Origin of the sequence: Dysgonomonas sp. (genome assembly GCF_035323175.1) — a bacterium.
Taxonomy (GTDB): Bacteria; Bacteroidota; Bacteroidia; order Bacteroidales; family Dysgonomonadaceae; genus Dysgonomonas.
The window spans coordinates 42174-61648 of record NZ_DAOKYH010000014.1 but is presented as its reverse complement, the minus strand read 5'-3'; the positions used below and the strand labels follow the sequence as shown (position 1 = coordinate 61648).

At 37.2% G+C, this 19475-nt stretch carries 16 protein-coding genes; 4 read left to right on the top strand and 12 right to left on the bottom strand.

The window, feature by feature from the left end; all coding sequences use genetic code 11:
• Positions 1-6 precede the first annotated feature (6 nt).
• The 6 genes from PKC55_RS14350 to rbsK are packed head-to-tail and all read right to left on the bottom strand — an operon-like array spanning position 7 to position 10625.
• Complete coding sequence (locus PKC55_RS14350) at positions 7-1569, bottom strand: ADP-ribosylglycohydrolase family protein (RefSeq protein WP_291125817.1); 1563 nt, start codon at positions 1567-1569, stop codon at positions 7-9.
• An 11-nt stretch (positions 1570-1580) separates the two neighbouring features.
• A complete protein-coding gene (locus PKC55_RS14345) occupies positions 1581-3203 on the bottom strand; it encodes an ADP-ribosylglycohydrolase family protein (protein ID WP_291125813.1) in 1623 nt (540 codons plus the stop codon).
• A 16-nt stretch (positions 3204-3219) separates the two neighbouring features.
• Complete coding sequence (locus PKC55_RS14340; protein ID WP_324373529.1) at positions 3220-5196, bottom strand: ADP-ribosylglycohydrolase family protein; 1977 nt, start codon at positions 5194-5196, stop codon at positions 3220-3222.
• An 11-nt stretch (positions 5197-5207) separates the two neighbouring features.
• Positions 5208-6719 carry a RagB/SusD family nutrient uptake outer membrane protein gene (locus PKC55_RS14335; RefSeq protein WP_291125807.1) on the bottom strand — a complete coding sequence of 504 codons (1512 nt, stop codon included), beginning with the start codon at positions 6717-6719 and terminating at the stop codon, positions 5208-5210.
• 19 nt (positions 6720-6738) lie between these two features.
• Positions 6739-9672 (bottom strand): SusC/RagA family TonB-linked outer membrane protein, encoded by a 2934-nt coding sequence (locus PKC55_RS14330; RefSeq protein WP_291125804.1) that lies wholly within the window; start codon positions 9670-9672, stop codon positions 6739-6741.
• 44 nt (positions 9673-9716) lie between these two features.
• Entirely contained in the window at positions 9717-10625 is a 909-nt protein-coding gene (rbsK, locus tag PKC55_RS14325) for a ribokinase (protein ID WP_291125801.1), read from the bottom strand.
• Between the two features lie 809 nt (positions 10626-11434).
• Here rbsK and PKC55_RS14320 point away from each other — a divergent pair.
• Positions 11435-12958 carry a BT2802 family ribose utilization protein gene (locus PKC55_RS14320; RefSeq protein ID WP_291125798.1) on the top strand — a complete coding sequence of 508 codons (1524 nt, stop codon included), beginning with the start codon at positions 11435-11437 and terminating at the stop codon, positions 12956-12958.
• Between the two features lie 355 nt (positions 12959-13313).
• On the opposite strand, the gene PKC55_RS14315 is transcribed toward PKC55_RS14320, so the two are convergent.
• The 4 genes from PKC55_RS14315 to PKC55_RS14300 all read right to left on the bottom strand — a co-directional run bounded on the left by PKC55_RS14315 (position 13314) and on the right by PKC55_RS14300 (position 15930).
• Positions 13314-13868: a hypothetical protein gene (locus PKC55_RS14315; protein ID WP_291125795.1), complete on the bottom strand. Its 555-nt coding sequence runs from the start codon at positions 13866-13868 to the stop codon at positions 13314-13316.
• A gap of 34 nt (positions 13869-13902) precedes the next feature.
• Positions 13903-14841 carry a relaxase/mobilization nuclease domain-containing protein gene (locus PKC55_RS14310; protein WP_291125793.1) on the bottom strand — a complete coding sequence of 313 codons (939 nt, stop codon included), beginning with the start codon at positions 14839-14841 and terminating at the stop codon, positions 13903-13905.
• A complete protein-coding gene (locus PKC55_RS14305) occupies positions 14807-15292 on the bottom strand; it encodes a plasmid mobilization protein (protein ID WP_291125791.1) in 486 nt (161 codons plus the stop codon). The genes PKC55_RS14310 and PKC55_RS14305 overlap by 35 nt, the downstream gene beginning before the upstream one ends.
• 107 nt (positions 15293-15399) lie before the next feature.
• Positions 15400-15930 carry a DUF3408 domain-containing protein gene (locus tag PKC55_RS14300; protein ID WP_291125789.1) on the bottom strand — a complete coding sequence of 177 codons (531 nt, stop codon included), beginning with the start codon at positions 15928-15930 and terminating at the stop codon, positions 15400-15402.
• Between the two features lie 657 nt (positions 15931-16587).
• Between PKC55_RS14300 and PKC55_RS14295 the strand changes: the two genes are divergently transcribed.
• The 3 genes from PKC55_RS14295 to PKC55_RS14285 are packed head-to-tail and all read left to right on the top strand — an operon-like array spanning position 16588 to position 17527.
• Positions 16588-16896 (top strand): helix-turn-helix domain-containing protein, encoded by a 309-nt coding sequence (locus PKC55_RS14295; RefSeq protein ID WP_291125786.1) that lies wholly within the window; start codon positions 16588-16590, stop codon positions 16894-16896.
• Between the two features lie 2 nt (positions 16897-16898).
• A complete protein-coding gene (locus PKC55_RS14290) occupies positions 16899-17189 on the top strand; it encodes a DUF3876 domain-containing protein (protein WP_291125783.1) in 291 nt (96 codons plus the stop codon).
• Between the two features lie 35 nt (positions 17190-17224).
• Positions 17225-17527, top strand: a complete 303-nt coding sequence (locus PKC55_RS14285) for a helix-turn-helix domain-containing protein (protein WP_291125779.1) — start codon at positions 17225-17227, stop codon at positions 17525-17527.
• A gap of 272 nt (positions 17528-17799) precedes the next feature.
• On the opposite strand, the gene PKC55_RS14280 is transcribed toward PKC55_RS14285, so the two are convergent.
• Both PKC55_RS14280 and PKC55_RS14275 read right to left on the bottom strand, forming a co-directional pair.
• Positions 17800-18156, bottom strand: coding sequence for a virulence RhuM family protein (locus PKC55_RS14280; RefSeq protein ID WP_291125776.1), 357 nt, complete (start codon positions 18154-18156; stop codon positions 17800-17802).
• On the bottom strand, positions 18146-19474 hold the full coding sequence (locus tag PKC55_RS14275; protein ID WP_291125773.1) for a site-specific integrase: 1329 nt from the start codon (positions 19472-19474) through the stop codon (positions 18146-18148). Before PKC55_RS14275 ends, PKC55_RS14280 begins: the two co-directional genes overlap by 11 nt.
• Between the last annotated feature and the right edge of the window lies 1 nt (position 19475).

Here is a 19475-nt window from a genome sequence, read left to right as displayed (position 1 = left end):
TTTTGGTTATTTGGTTGGTGTGAATGTTTTTTGAGGTTGATTTGAATATACAACCACATCTTTCACTTGCACACAGAAATCAGGTTTGGGGTTTTTCCAGACAATGCGCAGAGAGTGTTTTCCTTCGGGCAAATCGTAAGTATAAAACACATCATACTTGCGCTTAATATAATCATATGGCATCCTTATTTCTTCAACTTTGTTGTCGTCTATATACACATCTCCGTAAAGAACATAATCTTCATTTGTGCCGGTCAATCGTTTTACGAAACCCATTACAACAACCGCACTTCCTTCAAAATCATACTTAAAGTCATCTTTTCCAAATTCCTTGTTGATTACTGTTCTTACAGATGGATGCAAACCTTCAAAAGATTGCTCCCAACGTACGGTTTCCGGTTTTTGTGTTTTGATGATTAGGTTAGATCCATCTTCTCGTCCTCCGTTTTTTTTGATTATCTCCACAGCGTGTTTGTAGCTCAAATCATAGATTTTCGACAATGAAATGGTGGTATAAGGGAAGTCAAGATTTTCGACTTTCTCCATCGATGGTTTCCAGAAGTCGGGAATGTTGCTATATCCTAACACTACGCCCAATATGCCTGCCGCTGTTGCCGGATTGCAATCCGAGTCTTGTCCGCAACGAGTAGAAATATCCATTGTTTTAAAAAAGTCTTTTTCTCCGTACAGTAAACCTATCACCACATATGCCGCATTTATCGTAGCATCTATATTGAACGCATTGTATACTCCTTCGGGGCAACCAATTTCTGACGAATGTTTCTTTTCTACTTCAAACCAACATTGTTTCCAATCGTTTGGGTATTGCTTGTGCCATTTTATCACATCGTTGATACATTGATAAAACTTGCTTTTTCCTGGAATTGTTTTTAGTGCTTCTTCTACAATAAAGTTTATATCTTCTGAAACAAAAGCCAAAGAATACATAGCAGCCATATAAACGCCACCATACCAACCATCGCCATAGTTCATGATATGACCTATACGGTCAGAATAGTCAGATGCAGTATTCATCATACCGGGGCACATCAATCCAATAAAATCTGCTTCGATCTGAAAATCAATATCATCGGCATGTGGATTGTTTTTCCAATGCCCTGATGCCGGTGGCATGACACCATTAAGGATGTTGTATCTGGCAGCCTGATTAGCGTGCCACAACTTATAATCATCGTTGGCAAATGCCACAGCAAAAGAATCAACAGGAGCATCCAAACCTACTCTTTCCAAAACTTCAACGAAGGTGAGATCCATATATACATCATCATAGAGTCCCGGGTCTTCAATGAACGTATCATATGCATAATCATCATACCAAATCATGTTCTGATAGTCTTGAATCAGAGCTCCTCTGTATTTAAACTCTGTGGGACCTCCATAAGTACAACCGATAGTCTGTCCTGCCCATCCACCTTTTATTTTATCTTTCAATACTTCTTTCGAAATAGAAACTTCTGTGGGTATGCTTGTAGTTGTTGCCTTCTGGCTTTTATCAGCACAGCTGAGCAAAAAAACTGAGCAAAGAGCCGTACATAATAATTTTTTCATGGTATTCTATTTTATTTATTTGTAAAAGGTTTCTCAGAATATACTATGATATCGTTTATTCTTATCTCATAATTTGGATTGGGGTTTAACCATTTCAATGTGACTTTATGTTTACCTTCCGGCAATTGATATTTCCAAGCCGGCTCTAATCTCCGCGAAGGATTCTTCATCGGCATATTAACGATATGGTCTTTTTGCCCATCAATATAAACCTCCAATTGTGCCACATAAGGGTCGTTGGGCTCAGCCAAAGCAAAAATCTCAGAGCCAAATCTATTGGTTACACGATACATATAGGCTTTATCCATATGGCTTGTGTTTATAAGGTTTCCATAAGTAACAAAACCATTTCCTTCAAATTCAAAATTATATTCTCCATTGATGCTCTCATCTATTTTATTACGGGCAATAGGATGCATATTCTCGAAATTTTGCTCCAAAGGCAATACTTTTGGTTCTACTAACGGAATTGTTATCTGGTCGCCATCCACTTTTCCTTTGTTTAATTGAATAATCTCTAAAGCATGTTTGAAGCTATATTGATATGCTTTTTCCAATGAAACTGTAGTGCCTTGAAAATCGAGATTTTCTATTGCATGGAGAGGCTTCAACCACATTTCCGGTATGTTTGAATATCCTTGCATTACACCCAAAATTCCTCCAACCGAACTTGGATTACAGTCAGAATCTTGTCCGCAACGAGTTGCAATATCCAAACTCTTCGTAAAATCTCCCTTACCATACAATAGAGCCAGAGCAATGTATGCAGAGTTTATTTTAGCATCGATATTAAATGAAAGGAATACACCTTTGGGGCAACCCACATCTTTATTCCACTTTTTGTGCAATTCGAACCATGTTGCCTGCCAATCATCCGGATATTGTTTATGCCATGTAACGACATCGCTTACACATTGATGAAATTGGCTTTCTTGGGGAATACATTTTAATGCTTCACTGAGCATCAAGTCAATATCGTTTGTCACAAATGCTAAAGAATACAAAGCTGAGACAAACGCTCCACCATAGAAACCATCGCCGCTATTCATGATATGTCCGACTCTATTGGCTACATCCATTGTTGAGTTTAGCATACCGGGAGTCATTAGTCCAATAAAGTCTGCTTCGATCTGAAAATCAAGATCATCTGCATGTGGATTGTTCATCCAATATCCGGAAGCCGGAGGCATAATTCCTTGACGGATATTATAACGCCCTGCCTGATTGGCATGTGCCAGATGGTAATCTGCCGCTGCAAAATATTTTGCAAGAGTGTCTATCGGTGCTTGCAATCCACATCTTTCAAATGTTTCGACAAAAGTGAGGTCGTTATAAATATCATCAAAAAGTCCGGGTTTTTTATCCCACCAATATCTGGCTATTGTATCGTTCCACGGAATAGGTTGATAATCCTGAATGGTGGTTCCCTGAAACTTAAATTCTGTTGGAGCACCATATATTACGCCGATAGTCTGACCTGCCCATCCGCCTTTTATTTTATCCATCAACGCATCTTTACTTATCGTTACGGATGACTGTTCATACAGACTCTTCTCTGTCTTTTTTTCTCCGCAAGCCGTCAGTATCAATACTCCGAATAAAGCGGCAATGTTTATATATTTTAATATCTTCATTTTGTTCTTAGTTTATTTAATATACACTCAGTTCTGTGACAGAAGTAAATCCTGATACATTTTTTGTGTATTTATGCCAGTGATTTTGTATTGCCGCATCTCCAATGATACGGATCGCTTTTGTTTTTACAGGATTAAAAGAGATTACATATTCAACGAAATGTGGTTGTATGAACACGATATCACTTTTGGGTAAAGCCGGTTCTATTATTGTTTTTTCGACCGGAAGCCATTTTCCTTCCTCATTTTGATATTGCACATTGAGAGACATGAACCAACCTCCAAATTCTTCCATACAACCAATATTAAGAGCTACCATACTTATGCTCTTTTCTTGTTTCCATGCATAGCCATAGTAATCGACTTTGGGCAGGTTTGTTTTAGCTGCAAGACTATAGAAAACAGATCCCTCTCCGTTTAAAATACCATCGTTAATCACATTTACCGATTTTGCATACATCGGTTGTCCAAAAGTATACCAACATGAATCTAACACAGCCGTATTAAGAGTGTGCACATTAGCAATAATTGAATCTGCTTGTGCTGCTATGTTCTCATTTCTGACTAATAGCTTGAATTCTTTTTGGATATTCTTCTTTCCGTCACTTAGTTGCAATGTCACAGGATATACACCCGCTTGAGATGGAACACCACTAATTTTTCCATTCTTAAATTCAATACCATTTGGTAAATTTCCTTTTGCTAACGTCCATTTATAGCTTTTGTTTGCGGTACAGTAAAAATCATAATCTACTTTTTTACCCACTTCCATACGAGGATTAGGTCCTACACAAAACTCCAAAGGAGGATTAAACGTAGCTTCAGTTTTTATTATCAATTTTGCTTTGTCGCCTTGACCAACCAATTTACCGCCTTTTTGTTCTACCAACTTTATTGCCATCTGTGTCGTATTAGAAATAATATCGGAGATTTTTGAATCCGGAATATCAAAACGAGTGATGTTGATATACTTATCATTAAATGGTTCTTTCCAATCTTCAACCGGTAAATACAAATCTTTTGGTAGTCCTTTCAAGCCATTAATCACACCTAACAATCCGCTCAAAGTTGCAGCCTGATTGTCTGCATCAAATCCCATAGCGCAAGAGAGGTCTAATGTGTATTGAAAATCGCCTTTGCCGTACAACATCGCCAAAATGGCACATGCTCCGTTCAAGTTTGCATTCCATATTGTTTTAGTCATGTCAGGTTCGTCGACATAATATTTTTGAGCCATCTCCTTCCATGCGTCTTGCCACTTCGGGTATTTTTTGTGAAGCGCAATCATATCGCGCACTGTGTTGGCATATCTTCCATCTTGAGGAAGTTCCTTAAGACCAATTTCAATCAGTTTCTTTATATCCTTTTCAAAAAATGCGGCAGCATACATTGCTCCATAATGAATCGTAGGTTCCACTCCCCATTCATCGCTTGTTATGCGGGCTGCCCAATCCGATTTTTGAGCTGCATATTTTACCATTCCGGGCGCAGTGTATGCCCATATCTCATTTATCAACTGAGGATCTATCTGGTACCAATGCGGATTTATCGATTTCATTCCGGTAAACGGAGGAGTATATCCAAAATGCATCAGACCCAATGTTGCACGATTGGCTAACCACACTCTGTCTCGGATATGATACATCCATGCTTCACGAAGTTGCTCATACGATGGTTCTATCCCGTGCTTTTGCATTTGGAGGAGATAGAAGTATTCGATATCTGTATCATCATCAGAAAATGCTCCATCACATTGTTTAAGCTTATCTATATTTTTTGTATATCCGTATGGAAAGTTTTCCGGTCCGGGGGCATTCACGTATTTGTTTTCGTGTGGAAGGCCATAGATGTTTCCTATCATTTGACCAACCCAAGCTCCTGCTATTTTATCTTTTAACTCAGCTACAGATATTGATTTCGATTTAGTTGCAAATACCTGCCCCGAGACAAAGAGAGAAACCGTTAAACACAATACAATTTTTCTTATTTTCATCATTACTATACTTATAAAGGGTTTTGAATTAGATTAGAATTAGTGTCGAGAGCTGTTTGAGGTATCGGAAATAATTTCTTATTGGCATCCGAAACGGGTTTGCTCCACCACGCTTTTCCCCATGCCCCAAATCGAATTAAATCTTGTCGGCGATGTCCTTCCCAAGCAAACTCACGTCCAAACTCATTCAACAACTCTTGAGATGTGATATCTGCTTCAACGTAGACAGGCATGCTTGCTCGGATTCTGATTTTTTGTAATTGAGTATCGTTCAGAAAACTTCCTACATATCCATTCTTTCGCCACAGTGCTTCCATTTTTGTGTATAATACATCAGCATATCTGAATAGTACAAAGTCGTTTTCCATGTCAGTTTCATCAAACTGCAAATCTGTTTGATATTCATATTTACAGATACGTGCGCCTTCCCATTTTTTCCGGCTTGTATATACGGCAATGTCAGGTGTATAAATAAATGATTCTCCGTCTATAACGATAGGATTTCCTTGTTTATCATATTGCTGTCCATACAAGAACGAATCTCTTCGTTTATCGGCTGCATCAAATTTTTTGAAAAAGTCTGGTTGACAAACAAATCCATCCCACATATTACCTTTAAAATCAAACGTTGCTCTACTTGCATCACTCAACGACAGTGTATACCAATAAAAACGTTCTTTGGTTAAAACTTTATCGTAAGGAATCACAAAAATATTCTCTTTCGAATTATTGTTGTTCACTTTGAAATTTGTGAAAAAATCATCTTCAATCTGATAGTTTCCTGTTGATATTATTGCATCGCAAGCATCAATCGCATCTTGCCATCTTTCTGTTCCTACCCATTCTTTTGAATTGAGATAAAGTTTTGCCAACAACATATTTGCCATACCTTGTGTTACCCTTCCATAGTTTTTAGAAGTGGGTGTGCTCTCAAGATATCCGATGTTATCTTTTATTTCTTTTTCGATAAACTCGAAAACAAATTTTCGGTCTTTTTGCTGAGGAAGATTCTTATCCGTAAAATCAGTAGTGAAAGGAATATTTCCCCAATTGTCCATTGCCCAATAGTAAAAATATGCACGTAAGATTTTAATTTCGGCTATGATTTTATCCTTCCCGTCAAAATTGATCGGAGATTCTTCTGTTTCATATAAAACTTCATTACACGCACTGATTCCTCCAAAAACAAACTCCCATGATTGTCTCAATATTTTATTAGAAGGATCAATCTGATGTGTTTGAATTTGTCTCCATCGTCCTTGTTCGTCCCATTCTCCATTATCTCTGGCTGGTATTACCAACTCATCTGAAGCATTTTCGGTCAAAGACCATAATTGTTGCTCTTCGGGATATTTTTGCAACTTTGTGTAGGCTCTTCCGGCATTCATCAACAAAGCCTCTTCGGTTGTAAAGAACTCGTTCATCGGAATGTCCGAGAAAACCTCCTCGTCAAGGTTGGTGCATGATGTATTGAGTAATATTAGCCCCAAACCAACTATTATAATTGATAATATCTTTTTCATGATTTACTTGTTTTATTGATTAAAAGGTTATATTCAATCCCAATGTGATTGTTGTTGTTCGCGGATAATATGAAAGATATTCAATACCCGGAGTTAATCCACTCAACGCAACTTCAGGATCTAATCCTTTGTATCCTGTTATACAAAAAACATTCTGAGCAGTTGCCGATACATTCATTTTGGCTATAGACTTGCATTTAACAGGAATGTTGTATCCTAATGTAACATTATCCAACTTTAAGAAAGTTGCGTCTTCCAAATATTTTGAAGAATACATAGCCGCTCCCGTAAATTGAGGGGTTTCGTACTGTGTGTGAACAACATTTTTCAAACCTATTGTTCCCCAGTTTTCATAATACAATCTGTATGTATTTAGAACCTTTCCTCCAATAGATGAACGGAGCGAGAAGTTTAGATTCCAGTCTTTATAATCGAAATTATTTGTAAGCCCTATCGTACAATCAGGATAGGCATTGCCTATTGTTTCCCAATCTTTTGGATCAACCTTACCCATCGGATCTGCATTTTTGAAAAGGTCTTTTCCGTTTTCATCTAAACCTAACCATACCGGTCCATAGAATGTTCCGAGGCTCTTACCTTCTTGCATACGTTGGCTGTTTACTCCAATGGTTCCTCCAATCCAAGCAAGATCAATATACGATTTGCTAAATTCGCTGTTTGATAGTTTTTTAAGTTTATTCTTATTCATACTATAAGTTAAACCTGTTGTCCATGTCAAATTATTTGTTTTTACCGGTACTCCATTGATTGTGAATTCGAAGCCAACATTGGTGATTTCACCCACATTCGTAAACTTTTCTTTGTATAGATTTGGTGGAACAGACACATCATATGAATATAGAAGATTTTTTATGTCTCTATAATAAACGTCAACCGTTCCTCTCAATCTATTATTCAACAAAGAAAAATCAACGCCGACATTATATTCATGCTTCATTTCCCATTTCAAATCAGGCTCAGGATTACTTTTGGGCTGATATGTATTAATCCATTCTCCGTTGTAATAAAAGCTTCCTGCTTTTCCCATCAAAACTAATGATTTATAACTCGAAAATCCTTGATTTCCAGTAACACCATATCCTGCACGAAGCTTCAAGTCATTGATAAGCTTCACATCTTTCAGAAAATCTTCATTATTGATACGCCATCCTAGGCTTATAGCCGGAAACCATCCCCATTTATTGTTCTTGCCAAATTTAGATGAGCCTTCTCTACGCATAGAAATCGAAGCTAAGTATTTATCGCTGTAGTTATACATTGCACGACCAAAAAATGCAATAAGATTATTTTTTTCTTTGTAAGAACCCATGCTTGCCGTTCCTTTTTGCAGACCGGTTCCCATTCCAATATTATTTGTTCCATACAGATCAGTGTCATAACCTGAATTTATCATGTATGAATTGCTGCTAATCTCTTCTTGAAAAGAGTATCCTCCAATAATTTGAAAATTATGTTTGCCGATGTTTTTCAGGTAATTGAGTAGCATTTCGTATTGAATGTTTTCATAGTTTCCATTACTTATTTCAGCCTCTCCGTTTTTACCGATAATGCTTGGATAATACTTCGTTTTATACGAGCGATCTTCCCATGTTGAAGATGAATATGATAGGAAGTTACTCCATGTGAAGTTGTCAATTATTTTTACTGTTGCGCGTCCACTACCGGTAAAATCAGCTGTTTTTCCTTCTCGTTTTCGCTCATTTAGCATTGCTACAGGGTTGTAATAATCCAATCCCGGAGTCATAAAGTATCCACCTGAATAGGTGTTGGTAGCGTCATATACCGGAGCAGTAGGATTGTTTATAAATGCTTGAGCAAACAAATCCTGATTTGCCGGATTGTATTTTCTTACCGAATAGGTTGCATTAATATCTAATATTAATCTATCATCGAATCCTTTTTGTATAATATTTGTCTTTATCAAATACTTCTTTAGATTGTTGTCTTTGAGAAGTCCTTCGTTTTGTTCCAAATTGAGAATGGTTCGGTGAGAAAACTGATCCACACCTCCGGACAAAGCTACACTATGCCTCTGACTGAATGGCGTACTTCGTGTAATTTCCTTAAACCAATCAGTATCTGCCCCATATAAATTTGATTCTTTTCCTGTAGTGTAATTCTTTATTGCGTACTCAAATTCCGATGCATTCAAGTTCTCCACTTTTTTAGGTGCAACTTGAACAGAAAATTGACCATTATACTCAACTGAGGCTTTCCCTGACTTAGCTCTTTTTGTAGTAATAATAATTACACCATTCGTTCCCCTCGTACCATAAATAGCAGCAGCAGATCCATCTTTAAGAATGTCCATTGATTCAACTTCTTCGAAATTGATATTTTTCAATTCTCCACCTATTACTCCATCGATAATAATCAGTGGACTTTGAGTAGCTGTCAGAGTGCTGGTTCCGCGAAGTATTATTTCATAACCGGATAACGGGTCTGCACCATTGGGTTTTAGAACCGATAAGCCAGCTACTTTTCCTTGTAGTAAACCCATAGCATCCGAAAAAACACCTTTATTAAAATCGTCTGTTTTTAAGGATGCAATAGAACCTGTGATCTCTTTCTTGCTCCTCGAACCGTAACCAATAACAACAGTTTCTTTTAGCAAAGAATCAAGTTCTTTCATTTTAATGATCAATGGCTTATTTCCTGGCTCAACCTCTACGGGTTCAAAGCCTATGTAGGAAAATAAGAGAGTAGGTTTTGACACAGACGAAGTTATTGAGAATTTTCCGTCCGCATCAGTTGTTGTTCCATGACCTGTTCCTTTTATTGCAACAGTGACACCAATCAGAGGCTTGTTTTCCGAATCATGGACTACACCAGTGTAGACTTGACCTTGCAGTGTTTTTGCATTTATGTTCGGAATAATGGTCAACAGCATCAGTAAAATTAAACAGGCTGTTTTTAAAAAATTTGTTCTCATATATTTTGGGTATTTAGATTTGGTTTGGTCTACTAAACCTCGAACTATTCCAATGATGTTAATTCTCTGCGATATGGGATAGAAGATTGGGCACCCATTCTCGTTACGGTCAAAGCAGACGCCTTAGATGCCATTTTCACAGAATCGAGAATACTCATTCCTTCGGCTATGCCCACACATAATGCGCCATTAAAAGTGTCTCCGGCAGCTGTTGTATCCACGGTTTCAACTTTATACGAATCAACTTTGTGAAAAGTATCGCCTTCTTTTATTAAAGCTCCGTCTGTTCCCAAAGTTATTACTACATTTTCCACGCCTTTCTCGCTTATAGCTATTGCAGCATTTTTTGCACTCTCTATATCTGTAACCTTGATGCCTGAAAGTATTTCTGCTTCAGTTTTATTAGGAGTTATCAAATAAAGTTTCTCGATCAGAGATACCGGTAAAGATTGTGCCGGAGCAGGGTTTAAGATAATTTTAATGCCTTTCTCTTTTGCTATATTTGCTGCATAATCAACTGTTTCGATTGGAATTTCGAGTTGCATTAATAAAATATCTCCACTCTCGATTTCTGTTCTTGCACCATCCATGTCTTTTATATCCAGATGCGCATTAGCTCCCGATGCTACTACAATGCAATTTTCGCCATGAGCATCAACCGAAATTAAAGCTACGCCGGATGGATGATTTGCTTCGGAAAAGATAAAATCGGTATTAATATTTTCGGAATGATATAGCTCTACTGATTGCTTTCCAAAAATATCATTTCCTGTTTTAGCGATAAATGTCACCATTCCGCCCATTCTTGCGACCGTAACAGCCTGATTTGCACCTTTTCCTCCGGGATTCATCAGAAATGTCCCCCCTAATATTGTCTCTCCCGGAACAGGTAAACGATCAGATTTAATTACCATGTCGGTATTACAGCTACCTATTACAATTATTTTTTTCATCGTTTGATTTTATGGTTATTAGATTACTTAGATTATTACTCTTTTGGAATATCACAAAATTACGGTGATTTAGCACCAAACATTTCCAAAAACGATCAATTATAATAATTTCAAAACAAGATTTAATGTTAATATTGATATTAGTTTACTGTAAATTAGATGTTTATAAATTTATATTAACACTATAATTATGAAAAATGCATTTTTTTGACAAAAAACACATTATATTATAAATACATAAAAACCACCCAATCTATAACGTGATTATAATCAGATGTTTGTATATTTTAATCTCTTATGTTTTCACAATGAGAATATATTTATATGTAAATAAAACGAAAAATAGTTTACGGAATGATTGTAGCCTATTATGACTGTTTTATCTTTATATTAAATATGTATATATTTAAATATCAATAAAATATAACGAAGAAAAGAAGGTTATAACTTACCTATGGATGAAAGAATATTCCATAATAATTTCAAAAACATATTATACAACATGTTTTTTCTAATGAAAATTCTATAATCGAATGTATTAATATTTTATCCATTCATAAAATCATCTATTTCCGATCAACACAGATAACCGTCTTAACAAGGCAGTTCTTTGTTCTAAAGCCTTTTTTACACTAAACAAATGAAGTTGTGTTTCATTTTCTATTATATCTTTGTTAAAGACTTTGTTCATAAAAAATGGTCTTTATATGTTACGTTACAATTACTAAACCAATGTGTCTTCATTATTCTAAAAAAATTATATGAACTTGAATCACAACATTATTAATACTTAAAACACCAACGACTCTATGTTGAAAGCAGAAGCATTAATATTACTTGTCAATTCTTTGACTAAATCAGAAAAGAAAAGTTTTAAGACTGTCAGCAAACCTTCTGATTATCTTGATTTATTTGATCTCATAGAAAAGAATAGAGATATTGCGATTGAGGAGTTGCGCTACCAATTCTCAGAAAAGAAGCCAAAATCTAATTTTGACATTACCTGTAGCTATTTATATAAACTATTATTGGATACACTCTTATCCTTACGTGAAAGTCAGGACAACGTAACGGCAATGATGAACCAACTTCTGAAAGCCCGTATTCTTTTTGATAAACTACTTTTCGAAGAAGCTGTTAATCTTCTGAAACAAGTGAAAGAGAAAGCTATTCTATATGAAAACGAATACATCTTTTTATATGCCTCCCGTTTAGAACTGGAATATCTTTTGTTTTTAAACTTTCCCTATATATCAGAAACTGATCTGCTAAATAAACACTTACGAATAAATGAATCTTTGAAACGAATAAGGCGTGTTAATGAGCAATCTGTACTTTATGAACTTATGAAGCATCGGGGACTATATAAAGATAATATCAGATCGAAAATACAGAAAGATACATTTAATGACCTATTGGTTAGTGAGATGAGCTTAGTATCATCATCCAATGCAAACTCTTTCGAAATAAAAAAACTACATCAACTGTTTCAATCAGCATATCTCATCAGTGTTGGCGATTATAAATCAGCTTTGCACTCTTATTACGAGCTTAATAAATTGTTTGAGGAAAATAAACATCTATGGGCAAATCCTCCAATATATTACCTCACAGTGTTGGAAGGAATTCTTGATAGTTTGAGAGGAATAAAAGAGTATGATTCAATCCCGTTTTTTCTGGAAAAATTAGAAGCCATTGATAATGTTTCTGTTAATTTTCAGGCGAATGTCTCTGCCCTCACATTTTTATATAAGCTGTTTCCGCTCCTGGATCGGGGTAATTTTCAGGCATCAAAAAACCTCATGGAAGAATACAAGGAGGCTGTGATAGAAAAGGTACACCTCTTAAGCCTGACCCGACAAGCCGAAATTAGCCTATATGTGTCCCTTATTCATTTCGTACTACGTGATTATAAACTCGCTCAAAAATCAATACTACGAGTTCTTACTCAAAGCAAGAGTTTCTATTATTTACCTCTATACCGAACTATTAGGCTGGTAAATCTTATGATACAAAATGAACTTGGGCATCTCAGCGACTTCGAATATGAAATAAGATCGATAAAAAGAGAGATTTCTAAAATACAGAAAGCATACAAAGTAGAACATTTGATGCTCAAAACATTATCGAAGCTGGCTAAAGGCATATTCTTTCATCAAAGAGAGAAAGAATGGTTAAAGATTCAAGGCGATATACAAGCAATTCAGAATGACGTGTTTGAAATGCAAATATTGAAATTATTTGATTTTTCGGCATGGATAGAATCTAAAATTCGAAATATCTCCCTCTCAAAAGTTTTACAAGATCGAACTTTAAACGGAGACTCAGCATAGCTTTGAACGTTTGATTTTTTACTTTGCAGACTTCTTTTAAGTTAAAAACAGAAAGAGCGAACTCACAAAAGTTCGCTCTTCGCTATTAAGATTCAGGCTGATTAATCAATCCTCTCTTTTTTTAATCTAGGAATAAAGTTAAAAGTATCTATTAGACACAGGTACAGAACGCAGTCGTAGCATCTGTTCTTGGACGTCAGTATGGATTTGCCAAATATCTTTTAGGATGTCCCTATTAGTATCTTTTGTGATTTTATGCATTTCACTTTACTTTATTCCGCAAAGATAGTAAATTGGATGAGTTTTTACCCGCAAAAACTCTCTTTTTATTGAATTGTTAATGACACGAGCAAATTTACTTCTTATACTTTATACTTGTATGAACTACATTTCTTAAGCTATCCACTTCCGATTGCAACTGTCGTATGACGATATGCTGCCTGTAATACCCATCTATCAGAAGTGAATATTCGTTCTGCTGCTTCATGCAAAATAGGGTCAGGATAAATACCAGTATACCAAGAACCGTTATAACAAAAGATGTTTTCCTGACTTTGAAAAATCTGAAATCAAAATAAAATACCTTATCTGTTTCTTGCAATTCGACAGCCTCCCTTTGCTGCTTCCGTATCCGGCTTACGATATTCCATATCTTTTGGAAGATTTCGGTTATCGCCCCGATGTTCTTCTTATTTGCGTCAAAATGAGAGTCGCTTGACCGTCCGAGGATGGTAATTTCATCCTTAATTTTCGTGATTATCTCCTCTTTTACTGCTGTAAGATCTGGTTTACTCCCTGCCGGCTCTTGGGTTGGAACCGGTGATTCTTGTTCTTCGGATAGTTTATCCAGTTTCTTGTCCATTTCCGAAAGCTTTACCCATAAAGCCTCGTTTGATACTGATTGTGCCATATTTATTCTAAATTTAATTTGTTAATTACCCATTTTATTGTCTGAACCCCCTGCGCTTTTGGGGCTTCTTTTTCTTTTTTAATGCTTGTTGGCGTAAGTATTCCGCTTCGTTCACATCCTGATTTGACGGCTGGAAATTGAACAGACCACCGATACCCGATATAGCATCCGCCGCGCCCGATATGATGGTTTCCGAAAGATTACTATTCGTTTCTTTTGGAACGGAGATTTGTTGTTCCTGAACATGCTCGTTTCCGTTCAACAAGTCATCCAACTTGGAATAGCTAAATTTCCTATCCACCTCCGAACCCTTAAAACAATGTTCTCCTTTCTTAAATAAAATACCTTGCACCTCATTCGTCTGCCCTTTATACTTGTAGTCTATGGATATTCCCCGTTGTTTCAAGGCGTATTCGAACTGTCGCCAGTCTTTCACTTTAGGAAGAATATCTTTAACTGCATGGTAAATTTCATGCTTGGTTTTCTCTGCTCCTTTCAGCTTTTGAACGTTCACATTCTCTTTGCCTTTTCCGTAAGTCAGGTTGTATTTATCCTTGAGTTGCTTACAAACCTTCTCGTTCCGATAATGATCGTTCTTGTCGGAAATGGTTTTTCCATCGTTATCCACTCGATTAAAGACGATATGACAATGCGGATGACTGGTATTGTTATGCCGGACAAGAATATATTGCGTATTCTCAATTTTCATCTCTTTCATATATTCCTTTGCTAACCGCTCTATGAATTGATCCGTCATTCGCTCCTTATCGTCGGGAGAGAACGAGAGCGGAATATGTCCAACACATTTGGATAGATTGGGATTAAGCAAACTCTGCATATAAAAGCTATTGATAATGGATTCTTTATCGATAGCCAATACGCCTTCGCTTGCTAAAATAGTTGCTTCTTTATTCTCTAAAACATAAGAAACGCAGCCCTTAAAGCTTCTTCCTTTTACTATTTTTCCAATCATCGGATAGCTTATTTATGATGGTTTGTATGTCTTCCAATACAGTTTGAGCTTTATTTTCAAGCCGTTTCGTGCTTAGAAACTTGGCTGTTTTTGCAAGTTGGTTCAGGTTGTTCCCGATAGCCGACAATTCCCGAAGGATTTCAATATCTTCTTTTTTGAGTGGTTCTTTGATTACTCCGCTAAGAACAGCATCATGACAATAAACGCTAAGAGGAAGACGGACTTTGGCGGCCCTATGTCGAAGGGCATAGAGTTCCGGCTCGGAAAAGCAGACTCCAATGGTCTTGCTCTTCCGGCTTACGGAACTTTTCTTTGGTCGTCCGCCTTTCTTCCTCTTATTATTATTGTCTTCTACCAATTTCGATTTATTTAAGAATCGACTTTTTCTAAAAGCTGCCGACCAACGGGAGCAGTTTTCCCTTTGGCGATAAGCCAAAGCGAGGGTTTTCATGCAATGAAAACATAACCTCGCTCCGCTAACTGGACATGGAATGTTCCATTCAAAGCTAAGTCGTAGATACTACACAGACTTACTTTACAATGGATAGAAGCTAAACATTAGAGCTTCTTCCACATTTCCACATCATCTTGATAGATTTCCAGATGATGACGGGCAAGGTTCTCGATAAAGCCCGATACACTCATTCTCCGTCCTCCCAACTTACGGACGATCTCATCCAGACTATCTCGCACCTTCCGGCTGATAAATACAGGTTTGCGGTCTTCGAGTTTTGGAACAGACAGGAATGCTTGCTGATATTCCTCCGATGATTCCTTGCGCTGCTTATTACTGGTACGTTTTATCGTGGAAGGTGTATTTACCACCGGTTCTGTTTGCAAACTATCCTCTGTACGAATACTGTCTTCTGTTTGGATAGTTTGTTCAATATCTCTATTGGTGTTCTCTTTATATGCACCAACGCCTACAACATTGAGATCATCTCTCCCAAGAAATTCTTTCAGAAGTTCGTCTTTGTTTTCATTCTCGGACTTTGGGATAGCGGATTTCCCTCCAACCGAAGGTAGAGGTGACCAGTCTTCGGGCATTGTCTTTTTTTGCTGATCGTTGTCAGTTTGTTTACTGCTCATAGCATACTATATTAAAAAAGTGAATACTCCGGCTCTTTTTACTATAGAGAGCCGATTGTCAGTTGCAAATAAACTATTATTAATCAGGAGTGTTAATAGACTTGTTTTGTATGGTGTATTCTGCAATATCTTTCTGCTGTATTGGGTGTATATGTAGTGTATACTTCACCGTCTCGCACATCCAATAGAGGTACATAACCGAAATACGATATGTAAACATGGAGTTTTTTCTGCTGGTATCCAGTATAGCATCTCAATGGGCTGAAAAACTACTTTTTTACTAAAAATTGATATTCAAAACAAGAAAATGAAGTTACACGATAGACAACCCCAGCCATAAGCTACCACTTGATTTAAAAGCCATTGAGGGGTAAATATTTCTGCTTTACTTCGTATCCAAAGAAAGAAAAATTACAGAGTGTCGATACCGATTGCTGCCAAATCGACGCCACTGACTACCACTTGACTATAAACCTATCGAAAGGTGAAATTTTCTTTTTTACTTCGCAGCAGAATGATGAAGTTATCACAGTGTAAGTATTTTGGCTATAAGTAAAATACAACCTAAAGGTGCAAAGGATTCTATCCTTTGGATAGTGATAATCGAATAGTTTACTTTTGGAGCAAATACGACTAATAATTTAAAATATAGTGTATATGGAAATAATAAATATCGAAGCAAAAACATTTGAAGCAATGCTCTCAAAATTTGAAAGTTTCGCTACCCGAATGGAACATCTTTGCCATCTGTATGGCGACAAGGAAAGTGAATGGTTGGATAATCAGGATGTATGTATGCTTCTGAATATCTCGCCTCGAACCCTGCAAACGCTTCGGGACAACGGAACACTGGCATATTCCCAGATCAATCACAAGACCTACTATAAGCCCCAAGATGTGGAAAAAGCACTGCCATTGGTGGAGCAAAAGCGTAAACAAGCCAATCAGCAGGGAAAGGAACTGTAAGTATGGAAGAATATCAAAACTATCGGAGCTTCCCGGCAGAATGGTTGGGAGCTTGGGAAAGCGTCAACGGTAATCCCGATGTATATATTTTTCAGGGGTATAACGACAACTATTACCTGCTAGCCTACCATTACGATAAGGAATCGGAACGGGGAAGTTTTTCCTGTTATGAAATTGATTCGGATGATGAGGGTTGCTATGTTGGTATGGGGATTAAACGGAGCAAGATAGAATCAGAGAAATCGCCTTTTGGTCTGCATATTACAGGCTGGGGCAGCTATATGAAATATTAAACAGAGTCGAATATAAATCAATAAAAACCAAAGTTATGAGTAATCAATTAATCACACCGGAGAGCAATGAACGTGTAAAATCATTTTTTCTTTCACTGGATCGGCTGGCTTCGCTTATGGAGCGATTGTTTCCTGTCCGCAAGCCTACCTTAAACGGTGAAAGCTTTTATACGGATGAAGAATTGTCGAAGAAACTAAAACTTAGCAGGAGAAGCCTTCAGGACTATCGAAACGAAGGACGTATTCCATACATCAAACTGGGCGGTAAGATTTTATATCGTTCGTCAGATATTGAAAAGCTCCTACAAGATGGCTACAAGGAGAGTTTCAGGAAGTAGTTGTTGCTGTCCCCTCCATGATTATTTTTTCCTTTTTTCAACTGATAAACATTCTCCGACAGCAAGGGAATAAATTAGGCAGGACTATTTTGGTAAATACTCTTTTGAGGCACGAGAAAGGAAGATTTGGCAAAATACCCGAAGGGTTTAGTCTTGACGTTTTATTCCCTGCTTTTATATTTGTGTTCAGATGAAATAAGGTATATTAAAAACGGCAGGCTATAGTTTAGATAGCCTGCCGATAGTTGGATTAAAAATTGATGTCGGATGTCTTAATTCAATATTGAATTTTGAATCGGTAATATTAGTATTTCAGTAATTCCCGCTTTAGCTATTTTTCTAAGTAACCATTTCCGAAAAACATCGGCTTCTCCTGATTGTACCCGAAAAGCAACAGCAGTAACCATCTCCAAGCCATAATAATCAGGATATATTTTTGAACCCTCATAAGTACAACTCCCAGAATAGTCTCCACCGACAACGCCAGATTTCTCAATATCCCGAATAAGCTTTTTTGCGGTTTGATAGTAAATGCCAAACAAATCGGCGATTTCCGCAATGTTCATTTTTGTTTCACCCGGAACGGTTATTATTCCATTATCTGATAGTATGATTCTTCTATTTTCCATGATTGTTTGGTTTTGATTGCACTGTTTTGCATTGATTTGCTTCATTTTCATTTACGGCATAGTCCGACAGTTTATATTTTCCGCCAATGCGACTGCTCAACTTCTTCACATCCTCATTCACTTTTTGACGAGTGAGTTTGGCATAAATCTGAGTGGTTTTGATGCACTTATGCCCCATCATCTGGCTAACGGTTTCGAGTGGAACACCTTGTGAGAGCGTGACAAGGGTTCCGAAATTATGTCGGCTTTGATGGTAGGTAATCGTTCTCTCAATTCCACACAACTTGGCTATCTTTTTCAGATTAACATTCATGCAAGAAAGGACTATCATATTAAAGATTTTGTTTCCTTTTCGCTCCGGTTTATATTTCTCCATAATTTGTAATGGCACATCCAATAGAGGAATATTACATGGGCTGCCTGTCTTTTGTCGTTTGATCTTAATCCAAAGGCTGCCGTTTTCTTCATGGATATGCTCTTCCGATAAGTTACACATATCCACATAGGACAAACTTGTAAAGGTTGCAAACAGGAACATATCCCGTGTATGGCATACCCGTTTGGAAGCTATCGAAACATTCATAAACTTATCCAACTCTTCCCTGGTCATGTGCCTGCGTTTTCGGGGTGGTTGCTCGGGAATGTAGGCTGCAAAAGGATTCTTATGCAATGTTCCCTGACTGATTGCCCTGCGGACTATCTTTCGTAGCATAATCGTATAGGAAGAAACAGTATGTGCTGTAAATGCCTGTTCGATACGCATAAAAGAATCAAATTTTTCGATAAAAGAGAGCTCCAATTGCCTTAGCGGAATATCCTTCGCATGGTAGTGTATACGTAAGAAGCTTTCGGTTTGATTATATACCGAAATATAGTTCCGCATGGTTTCCGGTGAACGGGTAACACCCACTTGCTTGGTATATTCATCGTTATGTTCCCGAAAGAGTTCCAAGAGATTCTCTTTTTTTCTTCCGATACCGCCTACGGCATTTTTAACAAGCTCTGCCGTGATATAGCCCTGTTCATCCAGTATCTGTTTGTAATACCGATTAATCTTTTCTGTTAATTGTTTTATCTGATAGTTTGCTTCGGCTGCATGGCGGCTTCTGCCCTTCAAGCGATAGCCTTTAGCATCCCAAAGTTTCGGATCGACATCTAACCCGACAGAAAATTGAGCCATTTCCGCATTGATGGATATTCTACCCATCAACGGACACATGCCGTTCTTCTTTACCTTCTGCCTGTTGATATAAAACATAACGGTAAAGGTGCTGTAAGCGGTGTTTGTATGATTTCTGTTTTTCTTTTCTGTATTCATA

What these genes read in the sequence shown, in the direction of transcription:
- PKC55_RS14350 (WP_291125817.1), bottom strand. Translation starts at nt 1,569, where the DNA reads ATGAAAAAATTATTATGTACGGCTCTTTGCTCAGTTTTTTTGCTCAGC.
- PKC55_RS14345 (WP_291125813.1), bottom strand. Translation starts at nt 3,203, where the DNA reads ATGAAGATATTAAAATATATAAACATTGCCGCTTTATTCGGAGTATTG.
- PKC55_RS14295 (WP_291125786.1), top strand. Translation starts at nt 16,588, where the DNA reads ATGGAAATAATAAATATCGAAGCAAAAACATTTGAAGCAATGCTCTCA.
- PKC55_RS14285 (WP_291125779.1), top strand. Translation starts at nt 17,225, where the DNA reads ATGAGTAATCAATTAATCACACCGGAGAGCAATGAACGTGTAAAATCA.
- PKC55_RS14320 (WP_291125798.1), top strand. Translation starts at nt 11,435, where the DNA reads ATGTTGAAAGCAGAAGCATTAATATTACTTGTCAATTCTTTGACTAAA.
- PKC55_RS14280 (WP_291125776.1), bottom strand. Translation starts at nt 18,156, where the DNA reads ATGGAAAATAGAAGAATCATACTATCAGATAATGGAATAATAACCGTT.
- PKC55_RS14290 (WP_291125783.1), top strand. Translation starts at nt 16,899, where the DNA reads ATGGAAGAATATCAAAACTATCGGAGCTTCCCGGCAGAATGGTTGGGA.
- PKC55_RS14330 (WP_291125804.1), bottom strand. Translation starts at nt 9,672, where the DNA reads ATGAGAACAAATTTTTTAAAAACAGCCTGTTTAATTTTACTGATGCTG.
- PKC55_RS14335 (WP_291125807.1), bottom strand. Translation starts at nt 6,719, where the DNA reads ATGAAAAAGATATTATCAATTATAATAGTTGGTTTGGGGCTAATATTA.
- PKC55_RS14310 (WP_291125793.1), bottom strand. Translation starts at nt 14,841, where the DNA reads ATGATTGGAAAAATAGTAAAAGGAAGAAGCTTTAAGGGCTGCGTTTCT.
- PKC55_RS14305 (WP_291125791.1), bottom strand. Translation starts at nt 15,292, where the DNA reads ATGAAAACCCTCGCTTTGGCTTATCGCCAAAGGGAAAACTGCTCCCGT.
- PKC55_RS14275 (WP_291125773.1), bottom strand. Translation starts at nt 19,474, where the DNA reads ATGAATACAGAAAAGAAAAACAGAAATCATACAAACACCGCTTACAGC.
- PKC55_RS14340 (WP_324373529.1), bottom strand. Translation starts at nt 5,196, where the DNA reads ATGAAAATAAGAAAAATTGTATTGTGTTTAACGGTTTCTCTCTTTGTC.
- PKC55_RS14315 (WP_291125795.1), bottom strand. Translation starts at nt 13,868, where the DNA reads ATGGCACAATCAGTATCAAACGAGGCTTTATGGGTAAAGCTTTCGGAA.
- PKC55_RS14300 (WP_291125789.1), bottom strand. Translation starts at nt 15,930, where the DNA reads ATGAGCAGTAAACAAACTGACAACGATCAGCAAAAAAAGACAATGCCC.
- rbsK (WP_291125801.1), bottom strand. Translation starts at nt 10,625, where the DNA reads ATGAAAAAAATAATTGTAATAGGTAGCTGTAATACCGACATGGTAATT.